The organism is Desulfonatronovibrio magnus (assembly GCF_000934755.1).
Taxonomy (GTDB): domain Bacteria; phylum Desulfobacterota; class Desulfovibrionia; order Desulfovibrionales; family Desulfonatronovibrionaceae; genus Desulfonatronovibrio; species Desulfonatronovibrio magnus.
Map to the genome: position 1 here is coordinate 1 of NZ_JYNP01000079.1, position 17,995 is coordinate 17,995.

Sequence of the window (17,995 nt, forward strand, 5' to 3'; positions counted from 1 at the left end):
TTGCCTCACCAATGATTTCCAGATTGCGTATAACAGCATCCTGGGTTTTATAGTCCCTGGCAAATAAAGAGTAATCTAAGCCGGAAATATAGCTCAATGTCCTTTTGATGGCCTCCTGAATATCCAGAAGATATGCTTTTTCCGACCGCTTAGACATAGGTAGTTTCCTTTTCAATGGAGTCGGCAATTTCAGGCAGTCGAATCTGCTTCACGCCGTCAGATGTAAGTACATCTACTTTCCCCCCCAAAACATCTTCAAGGTACTCGCAAAGCTCCATAAACTTGAATCCAAGTGGAGAACTCAGCTCAACAACAACATCAATATCGCTTGAATCATCAGCAAGACCTTTGGCATGGGAGCCGAACAGTCCGATTTTATTAATATTAAACCTGGTCCTTAAGTAAGGTTTTTGTTCCCTGAGTACAGTCAGCAGGCGTTCTCTTTCCATTATAAACCTCCCTGGAGCAAAGGAAAATGCCCTTTAGGCGCTTAGCGGAAATTTCAAACCAACATGTTTGTCGTTAAAAAATCTTTGCTTTCTTGTCTGTGGGGACAGGCTGACAAGCATCAAGTCTGCATATCTGTATTTGGGGGGAAATTCAACGAAAAGATTACTGGCTCAAGTGTTGGTTAAAAGGACAGCGCTTGCTGAGATCTAACTATGACTCCCTGGATATCCTCAAAGCCAATCTCCAACACCACCCCTTAAATATTGCCCATCCCTGATCTCTATCTTCCCCTGGGCCAGGAGCTTGCGGACTGACGGCCTCATTTTCTTGTTGGGAGCGTCTAACTGGAGACGGAGAAGCTGGTCGTAGGTCCTGAGTACTGCTTTGGCCTTCTTCTGCTGGTGTAATTGCAGTGACCACATGTTACTGACTTTGATCTGGCCCTCGGGGGTCAGAGAAAGGTCCAGATAAAGTGAGTAAAGGAATTGGAGCGGGTCAAAGGGGGTGTGCATATTATATCGGTCATAAATCTTGTTGATTGGTGGATTAATTTCTACTGCTTGCGATCATTGCACCTAAAAAACCGATACCAAAAAGACCGACATATGCCATTATTGCCACACAATAATTAGTGTCAAAACCCAAGTTGCTACCTACTCTGAAAAACCAGTATACTTGAGATAAGAAAGGGAATATCAGTGTAATAACTGCTGCCAACAATCCAGATACAAAGAAAGCGATTACTATCGTCCATACATGGATGATCAGCCCCAAAACAGTTGCAGCTATTCCAGCCAAAGCCATAATACCGCCACCAAAGTATTCTCTTGCGCTCATTATCACATCCTGCTGATAAGCAATATATTTTCCTATTCACAAAAATTATGTTTTTTTGGTTGGTAGTGTTGTAAGCAGAACTCTATAGGCGACATGTTGGTTGCTGGGGAAGTTGCTTAAAACGGAGCGTCACCAAAGTCGATGTCCATCTTTGATTTAGGGGAAACATGGCCAGAGGATTGTTTGGCTCCTCATGAACAGGATAAAAACCAGAACAGCCGGGATAAGGCCGACTATAAAAGCAGGCAGGACAGTGATAAGCGACTCCAGGGCAGGATCGCCAAAAGTAAAATGATGAATGAGAGTTGCGAGCAGATAAAGGGGTAACCAGATTAGCTTGACGGGGTTCACTTTCCTTCCTGTATTGCGGCTGGATGGTTGGGCTGACAACTTACATGGGATTGGTTTTGTGACGTAAATCTATCTTTCCTATTCAGGTTTTCAAAAATTCATAATTCAGTCAACAAAATTTTATATTTTATACTATCAAGGTTCCTGGAGGCCCGGAACGGCCGAACCTCCAGGTTGCTTAAGTCTTTACGCAGCCTTCTTCAGGCCATCAAGGTAGGTAGTGAACTTCTGGAACAACTGCTTATCATCTTTGCACCTCTGCAGATTGTAGTGCTGTTCATCAAGCTGCTCTTGGGTTAAGTCCCTGACACCGTGTCCGTACTTGCCAGCGAGATACACTTCATACTCAGGGATCTTGCAGCCCAGGCCCTTGGATTATTTGGGTAATTCGGTAATTTGGCCCTTTGGCCTTTGGGCGGGATGGGGTTGTCGCTGAGGCAATCCACTCCGCTAAGGCTGGTGGCCCGCCCTTGCTTAATTATTCAAGTGGTCGGTGTCTCACTTTCATTGGCACAGAGGGCAGGGTGAAAAGCCTCAAATCTCAAGTACAACCTTCAAAGCCTGCCCCTGACTTGCTACAGCAAAGGCTTCATTAGCCTGATGAAGAGGATAGCATTGAGTAATAAGACGTTCAAGGGGCATATCTGGAAAACTTTGCATCATGGCCAGGGCATCACTGAAGCGGCCACAGCGCGAACCTACAACTGTAAGCTCATTAATAACCAGAGGGGCAAGATTAATTTCTCCCTGCAGGGCAACTGTAGATTTAAGCACTATAATCCCTCTCGGCCTGCAAAGCTCCATAGCCTGAGCTATGCCGTTGCCAGAACCTGTAGCCTCCACCACAATGTCAGCTCCAGGGGCAATGCCTTCACCTCTCAATGAAGTTTTGATTCCCCGCCAGCGGGCAATATCTAACTTCTCAGGATGATGTCCCATCACAGTCACATCCCGGGCGATTGTAGCCAAAGCCCATGCGCACAGTATGCCAAGCCGGCCGTCGCCAAGGACGATAATTCTTTCATTTCCATATAACTTAATCTGTTCCAGAATTTCGCAGGCCGCTGCCAGAGGCTCTGTCAGGATTGCCTGGTTGTCTGATATTTCAGGTGCAACAGCATGCAGATTCTCTATAGGCAGAGTGCAGTACTCAGCCATACAGCCATCATGATTGACAATGCCCAGAGTAGTACGCTGGGGGCAATGACGCCCCAACCCTCTATCGCACCAGTCACAATTGCCGCAGGCTGCGTTAATCTCCCCTACAACCCGTTTGCCTGCAATACTTATATCATCACAGCTTTCCGCAACACCCAGGAATTCATGACCCAGGACACCCTTAAATCCCATGTATCCCTTGATGATTTCCAAGTCAGTCTTGCATATTCCAGCCCTTTGTACTCTGATAAGAGCCCAGCCAGGTTTTAGTGCCGGAATTGAATGGTTTTTCACCAAACTAAGTTTATTATCAAATATTACAGCTTTCATAACTTTAAATTACCATAGCCTGCATTGTTTTGCAATCCATTCTTAGTCTAAGGAGTGAGTCAGGTTGAATAAATTGCTATGATTTTCCAAAGCAGGGTAATGTCCACTTTAGAGCATAGAGTGAGTCAGGGCAGGTTGAATAAATTGCCCCTTACTCTTCTTTCATTATTTTGATTATTCTCTCATCGAGGCATGATCGTAAAAAGCTGTTTATGGGTTTCTGTTGGCCTGTCTGAGAAAATTCCAGCATGAGACTATTAAACTCCAACTGACGTTTTGCAGGAAGATTGATAACTGGATACCCTTTGCTTAACAAAAGTCCATTCATCATAAACCTTCCCATGCGCTTGTTGACATCATAAAAGAACTGAATTCTTGCCATGGTGAGGAAAACATGTATAGCCTGCCCATAAATATCAGCAATTAAATTTACTTCGTCGTCGAGAAAGGCAAGTATTTCAGTAAAATCTATGGCCGCATTGGATTCTTCTGGGGGATCGGTCTAAGTGTATGATTGTTCAGGATGTGCTAAGCTGGGTTAATCTTCTGGTTTATGTGGATGTCAATCCGATCCGGGCCGGGCCGGAAGTTACTTAGAAGCTCCTCACCCGGCGACCCGGGACCGAACCTGCGAGTAACTTACACCCCTCGTTCCCAGGCTCCAGCCTGGGGACGTCTTACTCTTGCGGCTCCAGCCGCTTCTTCAAAATGTGGCTGGAGCCACAAAAAAATAGGTGTTCCCAGGCTGGAGCCTGGGAACAAGAGCAAATATACTGAATTTTGTAAGCATTTGATTTTATTGGCAATACGATTCCAGTTACTTAGAAGACTTATTCAATAATAATTACAACTCAATCACGATAAAAGCAAACCCGAACAGGTTCACTTCAGCCTTAATCGAAAGAAACACCTTGCTATTACATTCAATTCTAAATAATATCCATCTAAAGATAAAAAGTTCTCCACTGTTTCACAACTGAATACTCTGAACTACGCCATAACCCAACTGGCAACTGACTGCTGCCAACCATAGTGGCGCAAACCTCCTCGCCTTTGCGCCCCGAACGCGCTTCCAACAGCTTTCATGTGCCTCACGAATCACCAAGAATCCTGGCAGTGCCAACAGAATGGGCGCAAACTTTAGAGCCGAAGATGGTTGGCGCTTTCATTTAATATGTTGGATTCGTGCAGTTTTATTCATGGCATGGATCGTGCTTCTTTTAAGATATGCAAGGCCACTTCGATCCAATCTCAACAGGAGAAAAAACTATGAAAATGCTTTACGCGGTTGCCGCCATGGCGATCATGCTCTGCATGACAATGTTGATTATGCCGGGTGCTTTGGGGCTTTGGCCATTCGAATTATTGGATTGATCAACACTTTTACACTGACCTCGCCACAAGGAGACTGAAAATGAAAAACTAATCCTGACCACCTTTCTGGCACTGGCCTTGCTGTTCATGGCAACCCCCAACCTTCATGCCGTAACCGGCACTTACATTGATTGCATCCACGGCTGCCCAGACCTGATCGTCTGCACCAACTGCTGCAACGAGACTTTCAGCAGCATCTTGTCGGCCTGCGATGTTAGACGGGACCAGTGCGAAGATCTGTGCCCTCCGGGACATTATGACTGTCTTGACGCATGCATAATGGTCAGGAACGATTGTCTCAAGCAGGACAGGCGGTTTTTCGACTGCCCGCACTGGAAGGCTGGCGGGCCGCAGCAGGGGATGACAAAGACATCAGAGTGCAGGTCTTGTCATGAGGATGACCGGTAGAGTCTTTTCCAGCTACATTCACCCCGGAGTCATCGGTCAGGTAACTTCTGAAAACTCGCAATGCGGATACTACCCGGATTCAGGACGGAACTGCTGGAAGATGAGTGGAAGCTCTCTTCCACAATGCATCAATTAAAGCTGATGGAGGAGAACCTGACATCATCTCCACAGAAGCTGTCTGGATTGAAGACGGAGTAATGCCGGGGCAAAAAACAGGCTCTAGTTAATGAACTCCATGCGTAGATCGCTTTCCAGCAGATCGTCCTTTACGAGTATATAACAGTGGTTCCGCCCGGATTGACATAAATGAAAGACTACGTTGAATTATTTTGGGAATTAAAATATCCTTGCGCAAATATAGCCGAGATACAGGGCCCCAAAGCCGAGAATATTCTGCCCCATCAAGTTCAAGCCGAGTTTGATCCATTGCACATCCTGGATCAAAGCAGAACTTTCAAAAATGTAGGTTGAAAAAGTTGTAAAAGCTCCCATGAAACCGACTAAAATGATTATCCGGGCCTGGCCCGATACGAGCCCGCGTTCGAAAGCCAGCACCCAGAACAATCCAAAAAGAAAACAACCGGTTATATTGACAGTCATTGTACCCCAAGGAAAATCAGGTCCCAGAATTTTGTGAGCCAAGCCTGAAAGCCAGTAACGCAAGACCGTGCCGCAAGCTCCAGCAAGTGCAAGCAATAATATTTTTTCCATGATAATTTAAACAGACAGTCACGCCCAAAACGAAGTTGAAAGGATATAAAACACCTTGCTGACAGCACAGCAAACGTCATCAGCACAAACGAGGGCACAAAACCTATTCCGGCCCCATAATTTTCATTTACTCGGGTTGATAAACGTCGTCAACAAGGGGCAGGTCATCTGAACAGACACTTTTGTCCCCTGATAGTCTGACGTTTTTTACGGTTTGAGGTCGGCAAAACTGCCCGCCCTTAATGGACGCGGCATTAATTTACACAAATTATCGCTGTAGTGCTAATATTTAACAAATAATTCAGGAGGATCGTCATGAAAAATCCGAACTGGAAGATATCACGAGTCGTGGCTGTAGCGGCAATGGCTTGTCTGATGTCTATTGGCCAGGTCTATGCATGTAACCAGAATGATCTGGACAGGTTGCTGGAGAACAATAGCTGCAGGTTCTGCAATCTCAGATCATGCAACATAGATGACGCCAATCTATTCGGTGCAAACCTGCACGGAGCCACTCTGACTAATGCCAGCCTGACCGGGGCAGAGCTGACTAATGCTGTCATGACCGGAGCCAATCTGTCTCAGGCTGACCTTTCCAATGCCAGACTGCGAGGGGCCGATCTGTCAGGTGCCAATTTGTCAAGCTCCAATCTGTCAGGAGCTGATTTGTCCGGGGCTAAACTGGGCAGGGCCACATGGGTTGACGGCAGGAAATGTGCAAACTGGTCCATTGGTAAATGCGAGAAAGTTAGGTAGTTTTCATCCGGAAACGGTTCTTTTTCCTTTTAGCGGCGTCAAGCTGCACAATTATTCGTCCACGTACTAAGATACGCCTCCTCATAATTGCTTGATTTCCTTGCTAAAAAAAACTCCTCGTTTCCGGAAAGAAAACCAATAGCTTCAACATCCGGAAAGAAAGACTTTCCGGATGGAAACTAGGTAGTCAGGGGCAATATGTCTGCATAATAATGCTGCTGACTGAGGAATCTCTGCTTTTCTGCCTCTCAGGCAAATATTAGCCGGGCCCCGTCGTTGATTGCTCTGGCCTGAAATCTTACGAAGGTTATGGGTCAGGCCCTGACAATGCGGTTATGGGCCCGGCAATGACATAGAGGTAATCAGTTTACAATTTCATCATGCTTTTATCCAGTGAAACCATAAGATCTGCAAACAGATACAATTATCTAAACAGACAGTCTTCATTTAAGCATTCACCCTGGTTGCCCCTGGGGTTTTCATTGCCTCTATGATTGCCTCTGCCTTGAGAGTCCACAGGATTACCATCCTGATCCACCCGCCCTCTTTCCATAGGTGAACTTACTATTTCATCAAATTGCTCTTGAGTTAAGAATTCCGGAGTATAATCACCACCCACTACAATGAGGCTGGCATAAAATGAGCGTAAATGGTTTCTGGAACCCTTGAGCAGATTTTGCAAAACTGTCCTGAACTCCACATTTTCTATAAAGAGAAGTGACTCCTGAATATCAAAAATATCCAGCTCTTCCACCAGAACCCCTGCAGACAAGGCTTCTTCAAGAGATGACACCCCCATATCAACCAGATCATCGTAATAATTCTGGAACACTTCGCTGTTGAATACACCCGGATCGTTATAGACAACTGAGATATCCTGATTGTATCTCTGACCCAGATTGACCAGAGCCCTTATATGCTGCTCTTCACTGGCGGCAATATTAGCAAATATCCTTATACTCCAGACTTCGCTAAGAGCTGAATAGACATCCCGGGCAAGCTTTTCCTCTTCAAGAATATGCTCAAAAGCCAGGCTTTCTTCTGCTGTGAACTCTGTGACCGGATTGTTGGAATCCGTGTTCTGGCCTCCACGCATATTCTGCCCATTATTTCCCTGACCTCCCTGCCATGCGTAAGCACTGGCACCTGACAGTAAGAGCATGACTGAAAATAAGACCAAGATTGTGAAAAGACGATTTTTCATGGTTGTACTCCTTGCTAAATAGGTTTAAATTAATTTTTTTTTGCATCAGTCATAATACTGATGAAAATGTGATTAAAAGTGTTTACGTTTGTTCCTATGAAAAAGTCACACCAAAATTGTAAGAAATTAGCAGCTCCAAACTTAACAGCCTGTGGAAGCATCTTACTTCAGGCTTTTTTTGCAGTATTGGCAGTCGGTTGTATATCCGTTAAACATAGAACCGTGGACCACCCTGTTGAGCAAACGAGTTATACAGTACTCTTTGTCTACGAAGGTCAGGCCGACAGTATTTGTGTGACTGGAGACTTCAATGGGTGGAGCAGTCATGATTGCTGTATGGATTCTCACAATGAACGCTGGGAAGCTGAATGCCAATTGAATTCCGGTAAACATATTTACGCTTTTTTCATCAACGGGGAAAAATTTATCCCAGACCCACAGGCTCTGATTATGGAAGATGATGGTTTTGGGGGCTACAATTCTGCAGTGATTATTCCCTGATACTTCATTAAACAGGCTTTACCCTCAACCGGGGGCATTACGCGTTTCTGACAACCAGATAGGGGACAGTCCCGAAGCCAGGGACAGTCCCCCTCCGGGCTGTAAGCCTCCGGGCAGGAAGCCGTGCCAAGCCATGATAAACCGCTTTTAACCCCAAAAAAGCTGTGACAAACACATCATTTTTTTCAGTTGTCAGAAACGCGTAATGCCCCCCACAACCCAGCTGAAAAGCATGAAACTGAACAATGATGGCTTATTCATGGACACTATGGTGACTAAACCGGCATATCCTTCGTATATATCTTCATGAAAGGCCGGACAAATATTACAGGTCAGGAAGAACGGGCAATCATTGCCAGAATTCTTAACGGACATTATAATGACTACGAGATCCTGGTGCGACGTTACCAGGGAGCCATATTTAACCTGATGCTCAGAATGACTGGCTCCAGAGATACAGCAGCTGACCTGACCCAGGAGACATTCGTTCGGGGCTTTGAAAACCTGAACAAATTCAGGAAGGATAAACCTTTCTTGCCATGGCTTTATACTATCGGATTAAACATAGCCCGGGATCACTGTCGAAAAAACAGCCGGGAAAATGCCAGTACATTCAGCATGGACATGATCAGTCAGGTATATTTATCAACTCCGGGAAGTGACGTGCAGGCCAGGAAGAATCTTAGTGGAGATTTTATAAATCAGGCATTGGATCAACTGCCCCGAGAGTCCAGAGAAGCTTTGGTCATGCGCTTTCGTGAAGAGTTTACATATCAGGAAATTGCAGAAGTTCTAAGCATCACCTTGAGCAGTGCCAAAATGAAAGTCCACAGGGGATTAAAAAGGTTGAAGGAGATGCTTGGTGATGAGGAGAAATATTTATGAACATATATCAAGGCTTGAATGCCAGTGAAGTTTCAGCGGCCCGCCTTGTTGCCAGTCTTAAATACCAGAAACCTCCGGACACCCTTGTTTCTGAAGTGATGAACAGGATTGCACCTTCAACCAGGGTTAGAAAGTTTTCATTGCTCGGCTGGCTATTCGCTCCAAAGCCCATACGTATAGCCCCCATCTGGCCAATATCCGGCATGGTTGCAGCAATGATGATTGTCGCCGCAATGGCTTTCTCAGTTAGCGGTACTGCAAACCTTGAGCATACCCTGCTGCACTCAGGCACAGCAATGTATTCCGAGGATACATTTCATGTCTTTTTTTCTTTTGAAAATCCTGATGTAGAAAGTGTATCCATATTGGGATCATTTAATGACTGGAATCCTGCAGGGCATGTAATGACTCAGTCAGAAGACGGAACCTGGACAATCACCATTCCCTTGCCTCAGGGCAGCCATGAGTACGCCTTTCTCATCAACAATGATCAAATCATACCAGACCCGGATGCATTGCTGTTTAAAGATGATGGGTTTGGGAGTGTCAATTCCATGATTGTGATAGAAGACCCAGGCTATGAACAACAGACATAAATCATTTATTTTTTACTTTTTTGTCCTGATGCTTGCCATGTCAACCCTCATTAGCTTTAATCAAGCTGCTGCAGACAGGTTAGACCTTCCTCAGCCTTACCAGGACAGAATCATGGCCATGGCATACAGTCATGAACTTGATCGCAAAGAGGCTGACGCATACTTGGATTTAATTACCCGGGCTTATGTTGTGGATATTCCTATACGCCCATTACTTTTGAAAATTCAGGAAGGGCTTAGCAAAAATGTACCTCACACAAATATCTTGGAAACTGTTGAACAGATTCGCTGCAGATTTGAACGTTTTGCTGCTATGCTGGAAGAAATTCCTCATCAACAAACTATTGATAATAAATCTCTCTTAAATCGCATGAACAGTCTTGCAGCAATGGGTGTTGCAGAATATGAAATTAGTGACAGACTCAAAAATCACCCTGACTATATTGAGGTCATCAATGCTTTGGAAGTCAGAGAAGCCCTTGTGAATTCCGGGATGTCCAGAAATGATGCCAGTGTACTGACTGATGCCGGGTTGGAAGACGGATACTTTACTTCACCAAGATGGGGCATGACCAGGATAACCAGAGCTGCTCTGGAAAAAGGGGTGCCTGAAAGCGAAGTCAAACAATCCATGCTCGGCCTGGTCAGGGGGGAAATAAAAGAACAAGAGGCTGCGTCTATGCTTGGGATCGATGAGGGCAGAGTTGCAGGACATGGAAGGAGCGGTTCCATTACAGGGAGATCCCGAACACATGCAGGACATGAAGGTTCAGGCCAAAGACCAGGTCATCAGTCTGGCTCAAAAGGACATGGTCAAATATCACAAGATGGACATGGTCCTGGTTCCAGGGGCAGTAATGGCTCTCCAGGCAGTGGTGGCCCTGGAGGAAATGCAGGATCTGGAAACGGAGGCGGCAGTGGTGGTGGATCTGGAGGGGGTGCCGGTGGTGGATCAGGCGGCGGATCAGGCGGTGGATCTGGCGGTGGAAGATAAGGATGCACAATTATGGATTTGAAACCACAAAAATAGCAACTTAATCAGGCGGCCGAGTTTAGCTCTTTTCCGCGGAAATCCACAGGCTGCCTAATCCCTGGATACCCACCATGAAGCAAGCACCGGTCCGGTGATATTTTGCCATATACTGGCCATGACCCCAGGCAAGGTGGCCATGGGATGGATATGAATCAGTGCCAGAGTTGCAGCCAGGCCGGAGTTCTGCATTCCAACCTCCAGAGTCAGGGCCTTTAACTGTGCAGACGGAAAGCCCATTTTTGCGGCAACCATCCACGCCAGACCAAGTCCCAGAAGATTATGTAAAAGAATAGCCACTGTTCCAGCCAGCCCAATATTTATAAACTGCCCGGAATGCTGCCCTACAATGGCCCCCACAATCAAGCAGATGGCCAGCATGGATATCAGCGGTAACAAGCTGGTACTTTTCTGAACAGTTCCAGGGAAAATGCGCCTGCACATAAGGCCAAGCATAATGGGCGCAATAACAATAATCAAGATGGACTTGAACAGCCCTGCCACAGGAATATCTAACCATTGACCGGCCAGCAGCCAGACCAGAACCGGAGTGAGTAAAGGGGCAAGAAAGGTGGAAAATGCAGTCATGGTTACTGACAAGGCAACATCGCCACGAGCCATGTAAGTTATTACATTGGAAGCCGTCCCACCAGGGCACGCGCCAAGTAATACCAGTCCCACTGCCAGTTCAGGAGGTAGAAAAAACAATTTTGCCAGAAAGAAAGCACCAACAGGCATAATGGTAAACTGCAGCATAGCTGCAGTAAAAACCCTGCCGGGATGCTGCAGAATTTTCTTAAAATCAGGCAAGGTCAAGGTAGCGCCCATGCCAAAAATAACAATGGCCAGAAGCAAAGGTATATGACCGGCAAAAACCTGGAAGATTTCAGGCTTGAACCAGCCCATAATGGCTGCCCCAAGTACAAAAACGGCAAACCATTTGAAAGCAATACAGCTTAATTTATCTATCAGCGGCATGACTTTTGTTTTATGGTTTCAGTAAAGGATCTAATTATCATAAACCAACACTAATGCGGACTATGTCCACAAATTCAAAATATAGCCTTCCAATACCCATATCTGTCACCACGCCCACATCCAGTATTTTTGGGGATCAAAATTCTGGCTGTAATAGCCATTTTTAGTCGCTTCGTACCTGTTTAGCTCTTATATGGAAAGCAGGGGACAGGCACTCCGGGACCCACTTGAGCATCAATTTGTGCTCAAAATGACTCATTTTTTGGGCAAGTGGGTTCCCGGAAGAGTCAGTCCCCTCCGGGCTGTATGCCTCCGGGCAGAAAGCCATGCCGCATCCAAAGCGCTAAACAGATACGTTGCTTCAAGCGCGATATATTTAGCACTATATCAATATTCTCACTGGCTCAGGATTAAAATTGGAGGGGGCAGACAAAGTCAAAGTTGTAGTGCCTTTGGTGTCGCAGGTACTTAGTTTAAGGTCATAGCCCATGGTAGTCGCCATCAGTCTGGCAGAATATGTGCCCAGGCCAGTGCCACGCTTTTTACCGTATGTCATGTATTTCTGAAAAAAATGCTGACGAATGGACAAAGGAACAACGCCTTTGTTTTCAATAGAAATGGTCGGAGAAGGTAAGTCCACCAAGTCAATTTTGACCTGCTGTCCTTTTGGAGAAGCCTCAAAAGCATTTTTTATGAGGTTGGATAATATTCCGTAAAATAGATGCTCTTCACCTTTAACCCAAAATGAATCACTTTCTTTGTGAAGGTTTTTGTTGATAACTACCTCAATATTTTTACTTTCAAAAGCAGGTTCAATTTCATCAAGGACTGTTTGCAGTACTGCCCTGACTTCAACATTGCGGTGTGTGCATACATAGTCACCAGTCTCCATCTTGAAGAGATCCAAAGACATATCAATCATGCGCAGCATGCGCAGACCGGAATCTATTATCATTCTGACCATCTCTTCCTGTTCCGTGGTCAGGTTGTCATCGTCCAGAAGCAGTTGAGGCAGGCCGACAATTCCTGAAAGCGGAGTTTTGAGATCATGGCGCATGATCCGTTCAACATCCTCTTTCATGCGCTCTAAATCCTTGCGAAGGGATATGTCTTTTTTGACAGCTACATAGTTGATGATCTCACCTCTGGCATTTTTGACTGGTGCTATGGAAGCCTCTTCCCAGTAAAGATCTCCATTTTTCTTTTTATTCAGAACCTCTCCGCTCCAGACACGGCCTGAAGTAATGACCTGCCACATATCCGCATAAAACGCATTATCATGCATACCGGATTTTAAGATGCTGGGTTTTTTGCCCCGTGCTTCCTCCAGAGTATAACCTGTCTTTTGAGTAAATGCCGGGTTGGCATACTCTATATTTGCCTCGGTATCTGTAACAACTATGGTATCAGCGCTGTTTTCCACACAGCGAAACAGCCTGCTGAGCTCTCTGCGGGATCTGTGCAGTTCTAAATGATTTCTAACTCTCGCCTTAACAATGGCCGGGTTAAAAGGCTTGGTTATATAGTCAACAGCACCTAAGCTCAGGCCCTTCTGCTCATTGAGTTCGTCGTCCAGAGCTGAAATAAAAATTACCGGTATGTCCCTGGTCTCTTCTCTATCTTTCAGTTCCTTGCAGACAATATAACCATCCATACCAGGCATCACTATATCCAGCAAAATGATGTCCGGCTGTTTTTCTGAGCAGGCCATACTCAGAGCTTTCTCACCATTTTTGGCTGCTGTAACAATATAATCGTGTTTCAAAGTTTCCAACAGCAGCTGAATGTTCGCAGGCTCATCATCCACTATGAGCACCCTGGGTTGATTGTTTGCAATCACAATAGTTCCTCCTGCATTTCAGGGTTCTGGACTGGAAATATGTTCACTGCTTTTTCGCTGGACAGTCAAAAATTCTTGTGCAACGATCAGCATTTATTACATTTTTGTATAGCTTATGGACATCTTAGTTACTATATTTTTTCGCGACCCTGCGCGAAAAAATAAGCTCCTTCGGGAAAAGAATAGTCTGCCAGCAGCACAGAGAAAACAGACACTTTCCGTGTCTTTCTAAGTGCTCCGTGGGCAGAATGTTATGGCTTCCTCTGTTATTTGTTGTTATGAGACTCTATTGACACAATCCCATTCAAAAGTCCATGAGTCTGAAAGCCTGCATTCACAGGCATGCACCTCGTAGAACTTATTTACCCGGGCTTAAGCCTTAATCCAGCAAAATACAAAATCATAGCCTCAAATAACAATAGGAGACTGCCTTGGCTCAAAGATTTCTGCAAAATGTCCTGTTCCGGTTGCTTATCTTATTCTGCCTGGGAGGCATATGCCCTGCTCCAGCCTGGGCTGAAAACAACTCTGTGTCATTGACACCTGAAGAACAGCAGTGGTTGAAGGATCATCCGGACATCATCCTGGGCAGTTCCCTGGATTTTCCTCCGGCCGTTTTCGAGGATGGCCAGGGCAACCTGACCGGAGTGCTGCCTGAATATATTTCTGAACTCAATCGCAGGCTGGGCACCAATATCCAGCTCAAAGTGGGGTCCTGGCCGGAAATAGTGGACCAGGCCAAAAAAAGAGATATTGACGGCCTGGCTTCCACCATGAGCATGGAATCCCGCTCCCAGGATTTCAATTTTACCCGCCCCCTGACCCACGGCTACTTTTACGTATACACTTATCTGCAAAGATTAAAGGATTTCCAGAACCTGACTGACCTGCACGGCAAGAGAGTAGGCTACCAGAAAGGGGTTCAAAGAAGTAAGGAACTTTTAAAACGGCACCCTCAAGTAACAGCTGTACCCTTGCCTGATTTGGAATCCATGGCCACAGCCCTGGTCAACCGGGAGGTGGATGCGGTAGTTGCCGGCGACAATTTGGATTACTGGCGTAAACGGCACCTGATGACCGGATTCGAACAGGCAGGTATGATTGAAGACAGCAAAACCGAGGTGGCTTTTTCCATCCGTAGAGACTGGCCGGAACTGACACCCATCCTGAACAAGGCAATTAACTCCATCAGTCAAGAAACTGTGCATTCCATGCTGCGCCAATGGCTTGCCGGGGCTCATGCCCAGGAGCAACAGGAGCTCGTGCAGCTAACCCCGAGGGAACGGCAATGGATTAAAGACAATCCGGTCTTTACTATAGGGGCTGTGGACCTTCCCCCATTTATCTTCCAGGAACCTGAAGGACGGGTCACAGGAGTATTTGCAGACTACATCAGAACCCTGAGCGACAAGGTTGGCCTGAAACCAAAATTTGAATTTTCCACCGTTTCTGATCTCACTGAAAAAGCCCGTAATCACGAAATTGAGGCCATTATGGCCATGTTCAAAACTCCGGACCGTGTCCGGGAATTTAACTTTTCCGATAGGAAATCTAAGCTCAACCTGGTGCTGTTCGCCCGCACCGATGATGAAAGGATCAGCGACCTGGATTCCCTGAGCGGCCTGCGTGTGGCATCTTTCAAAGACTATGGGCTGCACCCGCTACTGGAACAACAGCTTTCGGATGTTGAATTTGTCATGACCAAGGACCCGGTGCAAATGCTTAGAGCAGTAAGTCTCGGAGAGGCTGATGGAGCGGTACAGGAAGTTTACAGCGGGCAATACATCACTAGAAACAACTTCCTTAACAACCTGGCAGTTAAAAATTATGTCGAATTCACTGGATTTGAAGATCTGCAGGCCCATCTTTATATGGTGCACATAGAATTTCCAAAGCTTTACTCCATTCTGGAAAAAACTTCTCATAGTATGACTGAGGCTCAATGGGGAAACATCTGGGAGCGCTGGATTTCGACTGATAAAAATGTTTTAAAGATATTTTCCCGGGAAGAACAGGAGTGGCTGCAAAACAACCAGACTCTTAGTTTTGGCTTTAATCCGTCCTGGGCTCCTATTGAGTTTGCTGACTCCCATGGAAATCCGCAAGGGATTTCACATGAGTATATACAGCGCTTAGAAGGTATTCTGAATGTCCGCTTTGAGCCTCAGGCCATATCCACCTGGTCCGAAGCCCAACAGCAGCTTGAAGAAAATCAAATTGCCTTGCTGCCTGCGGCTATCGAAACCCGTGAGTTGCAGGACAGATTCCTTTTTACCGAGCCTTTTCTATCTATTCCGGTGTCCATTTTTTCCGATACTGAGGCAGCTTACCTGGGGGGTATTTCCTCCCTGTACGGCAAAAAAGTAGCTGTGCTTGAGGATCATGGTACACACCAGTGGCTGAAGCAGGATCATCCTGAGCTGGATCTGGTACCGGCCCCTACCATCGAAGAGGGACTACGCTTAGTGGCCCGGAACCAGGCTTATGCATTTGTAGGCAACCAGGTGGTTACCAGTTATTACATCGGCCAGACCGGCCTGACCTCCATCCGGGTAGCCGGAGAAACCCCGTATGTCTCCAGAATGCGCATGGCGGTCTCTAAGGACCAGCCCATGCTTAGAAACATTCTGCAAAAAGGGCTGGAAAGAATTCCCCAGTCAGAAAGGGAAGCAATATACAACCAGTGGATCTCCATTCAGTATACCCACGCTATGGACTATACCCTGCTGTGGCAGGTCCTGACCGTCGGAAGTGTGCTTTTTGCAGCATTTATCTACTGGAACCGGCGTCTTTCCAGAGAGGTCAGCCAGCGTAAGCTGGCCCAGGACGAACTAAGGAAAAATCAAATGGAACTTATCTCTGCCCGGGAGCAGGCTGAAAGGGCCAACCAGTCCAAGACCGACTTTCTGGCCAATATGAGCCACGAAATCCGCACTCCCATGTTTGGCGTAATCGGCATGACTGACCTGCTATTGGAAACAGACCTTTCTCCGAAGCAACTGCGCTACGCCCGGTCCATAAGGCACAGCGGCCAGGCACTGCTGGATATTGTCAATGATATTCTGGATATATCTAAGATTGAGGCGGGCAGGATCGTAATACAGGCCCAGGATTTTGACCTGCAGGAACTTTTGGACAGTTGCTGTTCTGGAGCTTCGGTTCTGGCCCAAAAAAAAGGCTTACAACTGACAACTCATGTTGATCCGGATGTACCCTTCCAGCTAAGAGGAGACCCCAAGCTGCTGAGACAAATCCTGAACAACCTCATCAGTAATGCAGTCAAATTTACTGACCATGGCCGGGTGGAGGTCCGGGTGAACTCCGGCGGTAAAAACCAGGATAGAGAACAGAAAGCAGTATACCCGAAAAAAAGAATAAAAGAAAAAGCACCTTATGATTTCCATGACCCCATGTGGCTCTCTGTTACTGTCCAGGACACCGGAATAGGCATTTCCCAGGAAAACTTTGACATGCTATTTGAAAAATTTTCCCAGGTAGACTCTTCAAGTACCCGCAAATACAAGGGCACTGGATTAGGCCTGGCTATAACTAAGCTCTTAGTAGAAGAGCTTGGCGGGGAGATTTGGGTTGAGAGCAGTCTGGAGCAGGGCACAAGTTTTTCTTTTACTGTGCCGGTGGACAGGGCACATAAACACTTCAGCTCCACTGACAGTGTCAAAAAAAGCATTGAAGGCAGCTCCAGTATCATAGGCGCACGCATCCTCCTGGCAGAAGACAACGAGATCAACCAGGAAATAATTGTTGAGCTTCTGCACAATGCCGGCTTAGAGGTACAGGTTGTTTCCACCGGTCAGGAGGCAGTGTCTGCCTTTTCCAGTCAGAAGTTTGATCTGATTCTCATGGATATTCAGATGCCGGAGATGGATGGTCTGGAAGCCACGCAGCGCATCCGCGCCGCAGAGGTCAGAGGTCAGAAATCAGAGGTCAGAGATCAGAGCTTAGAGAGCAAATCCCTCAATCTCTCAATCCCTGAATCCCTCAATCCTTCAATCCCTGAATCCCAGAATTCCCGAATTCCAATTATCGCCATGACCGCCCATGCCATGACCGAAGACCGGAACAAATGCCTGGAAGCTGGAATGAACGACTATATAACCAAGCCCATTGATACTGATGAACTGCTTAATACTTTGATCAGATGGATTCGGCCTCGATCCGGCCGGGAGGGTATGGCTGATGTCCTTGCAGATGCTAAACCCATAATGCCTGAAAGTGCAGAGTCTTTGCCTCGGATGCCTGGTGTGAATACCAGCCTTGGCCTGTCTAAGGCTTCAGGTAATCAGGCTCTGTATACCGGAATGCTTGGCAAATTTCAGAACAAGTATCTGGATTCCATCCAGCAGATAGAACGTATGCTGCAGGAAAATCAGCTTCAGGAGGCTTTACGTCTGGCCCACACCCTAAAAGGTACAGCTGGCAATCTGGGTATGCAGGAGCTTTACAAGGCTGCAGCGGCTTTGGAACAAGGCATTAAAGGCCAGGCCCGGGACCTGAATCAGTTGTTTGCCACAGCCAGGTCCAGCATGAATACAGTACAGGAGTCTTTGCAGAAAATCCTGGCCTCT

20 protein-coding genes are annotated in these 17,995 nt (G+C 46.4%); 8 read left to right on the top strand and 12 right to left on the bottom strand.

Translation table 11 applies throughout. The annotated features are described in order from the left end of the window. The 4 genes from LZ23_RS25505 to LZ23_RS09100 form a co-directional block, all read right to left on the bottom strand. The coding region (locus LZ23_RS25505; RefSeq protein WP_157493165.1) for a HepT-like ribonuclease domain-containing protein at positions 1-157 on the bottom strand (157 nt) is incomplete at its 3' end. Then, the gene (locus LZ23_RS09090; RefSeq protein WP_045213512.1) at positions 150-449 is read right to left on the bottom strand and encodes a nucleotidyltransferase family protein; all 300 of its coding nucleotides are present in this window, start codon (positions 447-449) and stop codon (positions 150-152) included. The genes LZ23_RS25505 and LZ23_RS09090, both read right to left, overlap by 8 nt. Positions 450-680: 231 nt before the next feature. Next, positions 681-872: a hypothetical protein gene (locus LZ23_RS09095; protein WP_232300448.1), complete on the bottom strand. Its 192-nt coding sequence runs from the start codon at positions 870-872 to the stop codon at positions 681-683. A 124-nt stretch (positions 873-996) separates the two neighbouring features. Further along, on the bottom strand, positions 997-1,287 hold the full coding sequence (locus LZ23_RS09100) for a hypothetical protein (protein ID WP_045213515.1): 291 nt from the start codon (positions 1,285-1,287) through the stop codon (positions 997-999). A gap of 183 nt (positions 1,288-1,470) precedes the next feature. On the opposite strand from LZ23_RS09100, the gene LZ23_RS09105 reads away from it, so the two are divergent. Next, the gene (locus LZ23_RS09105) at positions 1,471-1,614 is read left to right on the top strand and encodes a hypothetical protein (RefSeq protein ID WP_157493166.1); all 144 of its coding nucleotides are present in this window, start codon (positions 1,471-1,473) and stop codon (positions 1,612-1,614) included. A 210-nt stretch (positions 1,615-1,824) separates the two neighbouring features. On the opposite strand, the gene LZ23_RS23990 is transcribed toward LZ23_RS09105, so the two are convergent. The 3 genes from LZ23_RS23990 to LZ23_RS09115 form a co-directional block, all read right to left on the bottom strand. Continuing rightward, the gene (locus tag LZ23_RS23990) at positions 1,825-1,977 is read right to left on the bottom strand and encodes a hypothetical protein (protein WP_157493167.1); all 153 of its coding nucleotides are present in this window, start codon (positions 1,975-1,977) and stop codon (positions 1,825-1,827) included. A 195-nt stretch (positions 1,978-2,172) separates the two neighbouring features. After that, a complete protein-coding gene (locus LZ23_RS09110; protein ID WP_045213518.1) occupies positions 2,173-3,126 on the bottom strand; it encodes an MDR/zinc-dependent alcohol dehydrogenase-like family protein in 954 nt (317 codons plus the stop codon). A gap of 151 nt (positions 3,127-3,277) precedes the next feature. After that, positions 3,278-3,508 carry a Fic family protein gene (locus tag LZ23_RS09115; protein WP_332308273.1) on the bottom strand — a complete coding sequence of 77 codons (231 nt, stop codon included), beginning with the start codon at positions 3,506-3,508 and terminating at the stop codon, positions 3,278-3,280. Between the two features lie 817 nt (positions 3,509-4,325). Between LZ23_RS09115 and LZ23_RS23995 the strand changes: the two genes are divergently transcribed. Next, positions 4,326-4,538, top strand: coding sequence for a hypothetical protein (locus tag LZ23_RS23995; RefSeq protein ID WP_157493168.1), 213 nt, complete (start codon positions 4,326-4,328; stop codon positions 4,536-4,538). Between the two features lie 10 nt (positions 4,539-4,548). Here LZ23_RS23995 and LZ23_RS09120 read toward each other — a convergent pair whose 3' ends face one another. Then, on the bottom strand, positions 4,549-4,755 hold the full coding sequence (locus LZ23_RS09120) for a hypothetical protein (protein ID WP_045213520.1): 207 nt from the start codon (positions 4,753-4,755) through the stop codon (positions 4,549-4,551). A 489-nt stretch (positions 4,756-5,244) separates the two neighbouring features. After that, complete coding sequence (crcB, locus tag LZ23_RS09125) at positions 5,245-5,619, bottom strand: fluoride efflux transporter CrcB (RefSeq protein ID WP_198145947.1); 375 nt, start codon at positions 5,617-5,619, stop codon at positions 5,245-5,247. 315 nt (positions 5,620-5,934) lie between these two features. Between crcB and LZ23_RS09130 the strand changes: the two genes are divergently transcribed. Then, positions 5,935-6,375, top strand: a complete 441-nt coding sequence (locus LZ23_RS09130; RefSeq protein ID WP_045213523.1) for a pentapeptide repeat-containing protein — start codon at positions 5,935-5,937, stop codon at positions 6,373-6,375. 424 nt (positions 6,376-6,799) lie between these two features. Here the strand turns inward: LZ23_RS09130 and LZ23_RS22520 are convergent, their stop codons facing one another. Beyond that, entirely contained in the window at positions 6,800-7,579 is a 780-nt protein-coding gene (locus LZ23_RS22520; protein WP_052507260.1) for a DUF2202 domain-containing protein, read from the bottom strand. A 96-nt stretch (positions 7,580-7,675) separates the two neighbouring features. Here LZ23_RS22520 and LZ23_RS23410 point away from each other — a divergent pair, with 96 nt between their 5' ends. From LZ23_RS23410 to LZ23_RS24000, 4 genes are all read left to right on the top strand, one after another. Beyond that, complete coding sequence (locus tag LZ23_RS23410) at positions 7,676-8,080, top strand: glycogen-binding domain-containing protein (RefSeq protein WP_084590974.1); 405 nt, start codon at positions 7,676-7,678, stop codon at positions 8,078-8,080. A gap of 306 nt (positions 8,081-8,386) precedes the next feature. Beyond that, positions 8,387-8,965: an RNA polymerase sigma factor gene (locus LZ23_RS09140; protein ID WP_045213524.1), complete on the top strand. Its 579-nt coding sequence runs from the start codon at positions 8,387-8,389 to the stop codon at positions 8,963-8,965. Then, positions 8,962-9,561 carry an isoamylase early set domain-containing protein gene (locus LZ23_RS22525; RefSeq protein ID WP_052507261.1) on the top strand — a complete coding sequence of 200 codons (600 nt, stop codon included), beginning with the start codon at positions 8,962-8,964 and terminating at the stop codon, positions 9,559-9,561. The genes LZ23_RS09140 and LZ23_RS22525 overlap by 4 nt, the downstream gene beginning before the upstream one ends. Further along, complete coding sequence (locus LZ23_RS24000; protein WP_052507262.1) at positions 9,545-10,555, top strand: hypothetical protein; 1,011 nt, start codon at positions 9,545-9,547, stop codon at positions 10,553-10,555. The genes LZ23_RS22525 and LZ23_RS24000 overlap by 17 nt, the downstream gene beginning before the upstream one ends. Positions 10,556-10,645: 90 nt before the next feature. Here LZ23_RS24000 and LZ23_RS09155 read toward each other — a convergent pair whose 3' ends face one another. Then, positions 10,646-11,569, bottom strand: coding sequence for a bile acid:sodium symporter family protein (locus LZ23_RS09155; RefSeq protein WP_045213526.1), 924 nt, complete (start codon positions 11,567-11,569; stop codon positions 10,646-10,648). A 382-nt stretch (positions 11,570-11,951) separates the two neighbouring features. Then, positions 11,952-13,409 (bottom strand): ATP-binding response regulator, encoded by a 1,458-nt coding sequence (locus tag LZ23_RS09160; RefSeq protein WP_052507263.1) that lies wholly within the window; start codon positions 13,407-13,409, stop codon positions 11,952-11,954. A gap of 431 nt (positions 13,410-13,840) precedes the next feature. Here LZ23_RS09160 and LZ23_RS09165 point away from each other — a divergent pair. Continuing rightward, positions 13,841-17,995 (top strand): transporter substrate-binding domain-containing protein (locus LZ23_RS09165; protein ID WP_045213527.1); only part of this gene is annotated, 4,155 nt, incomplete at its 3' end.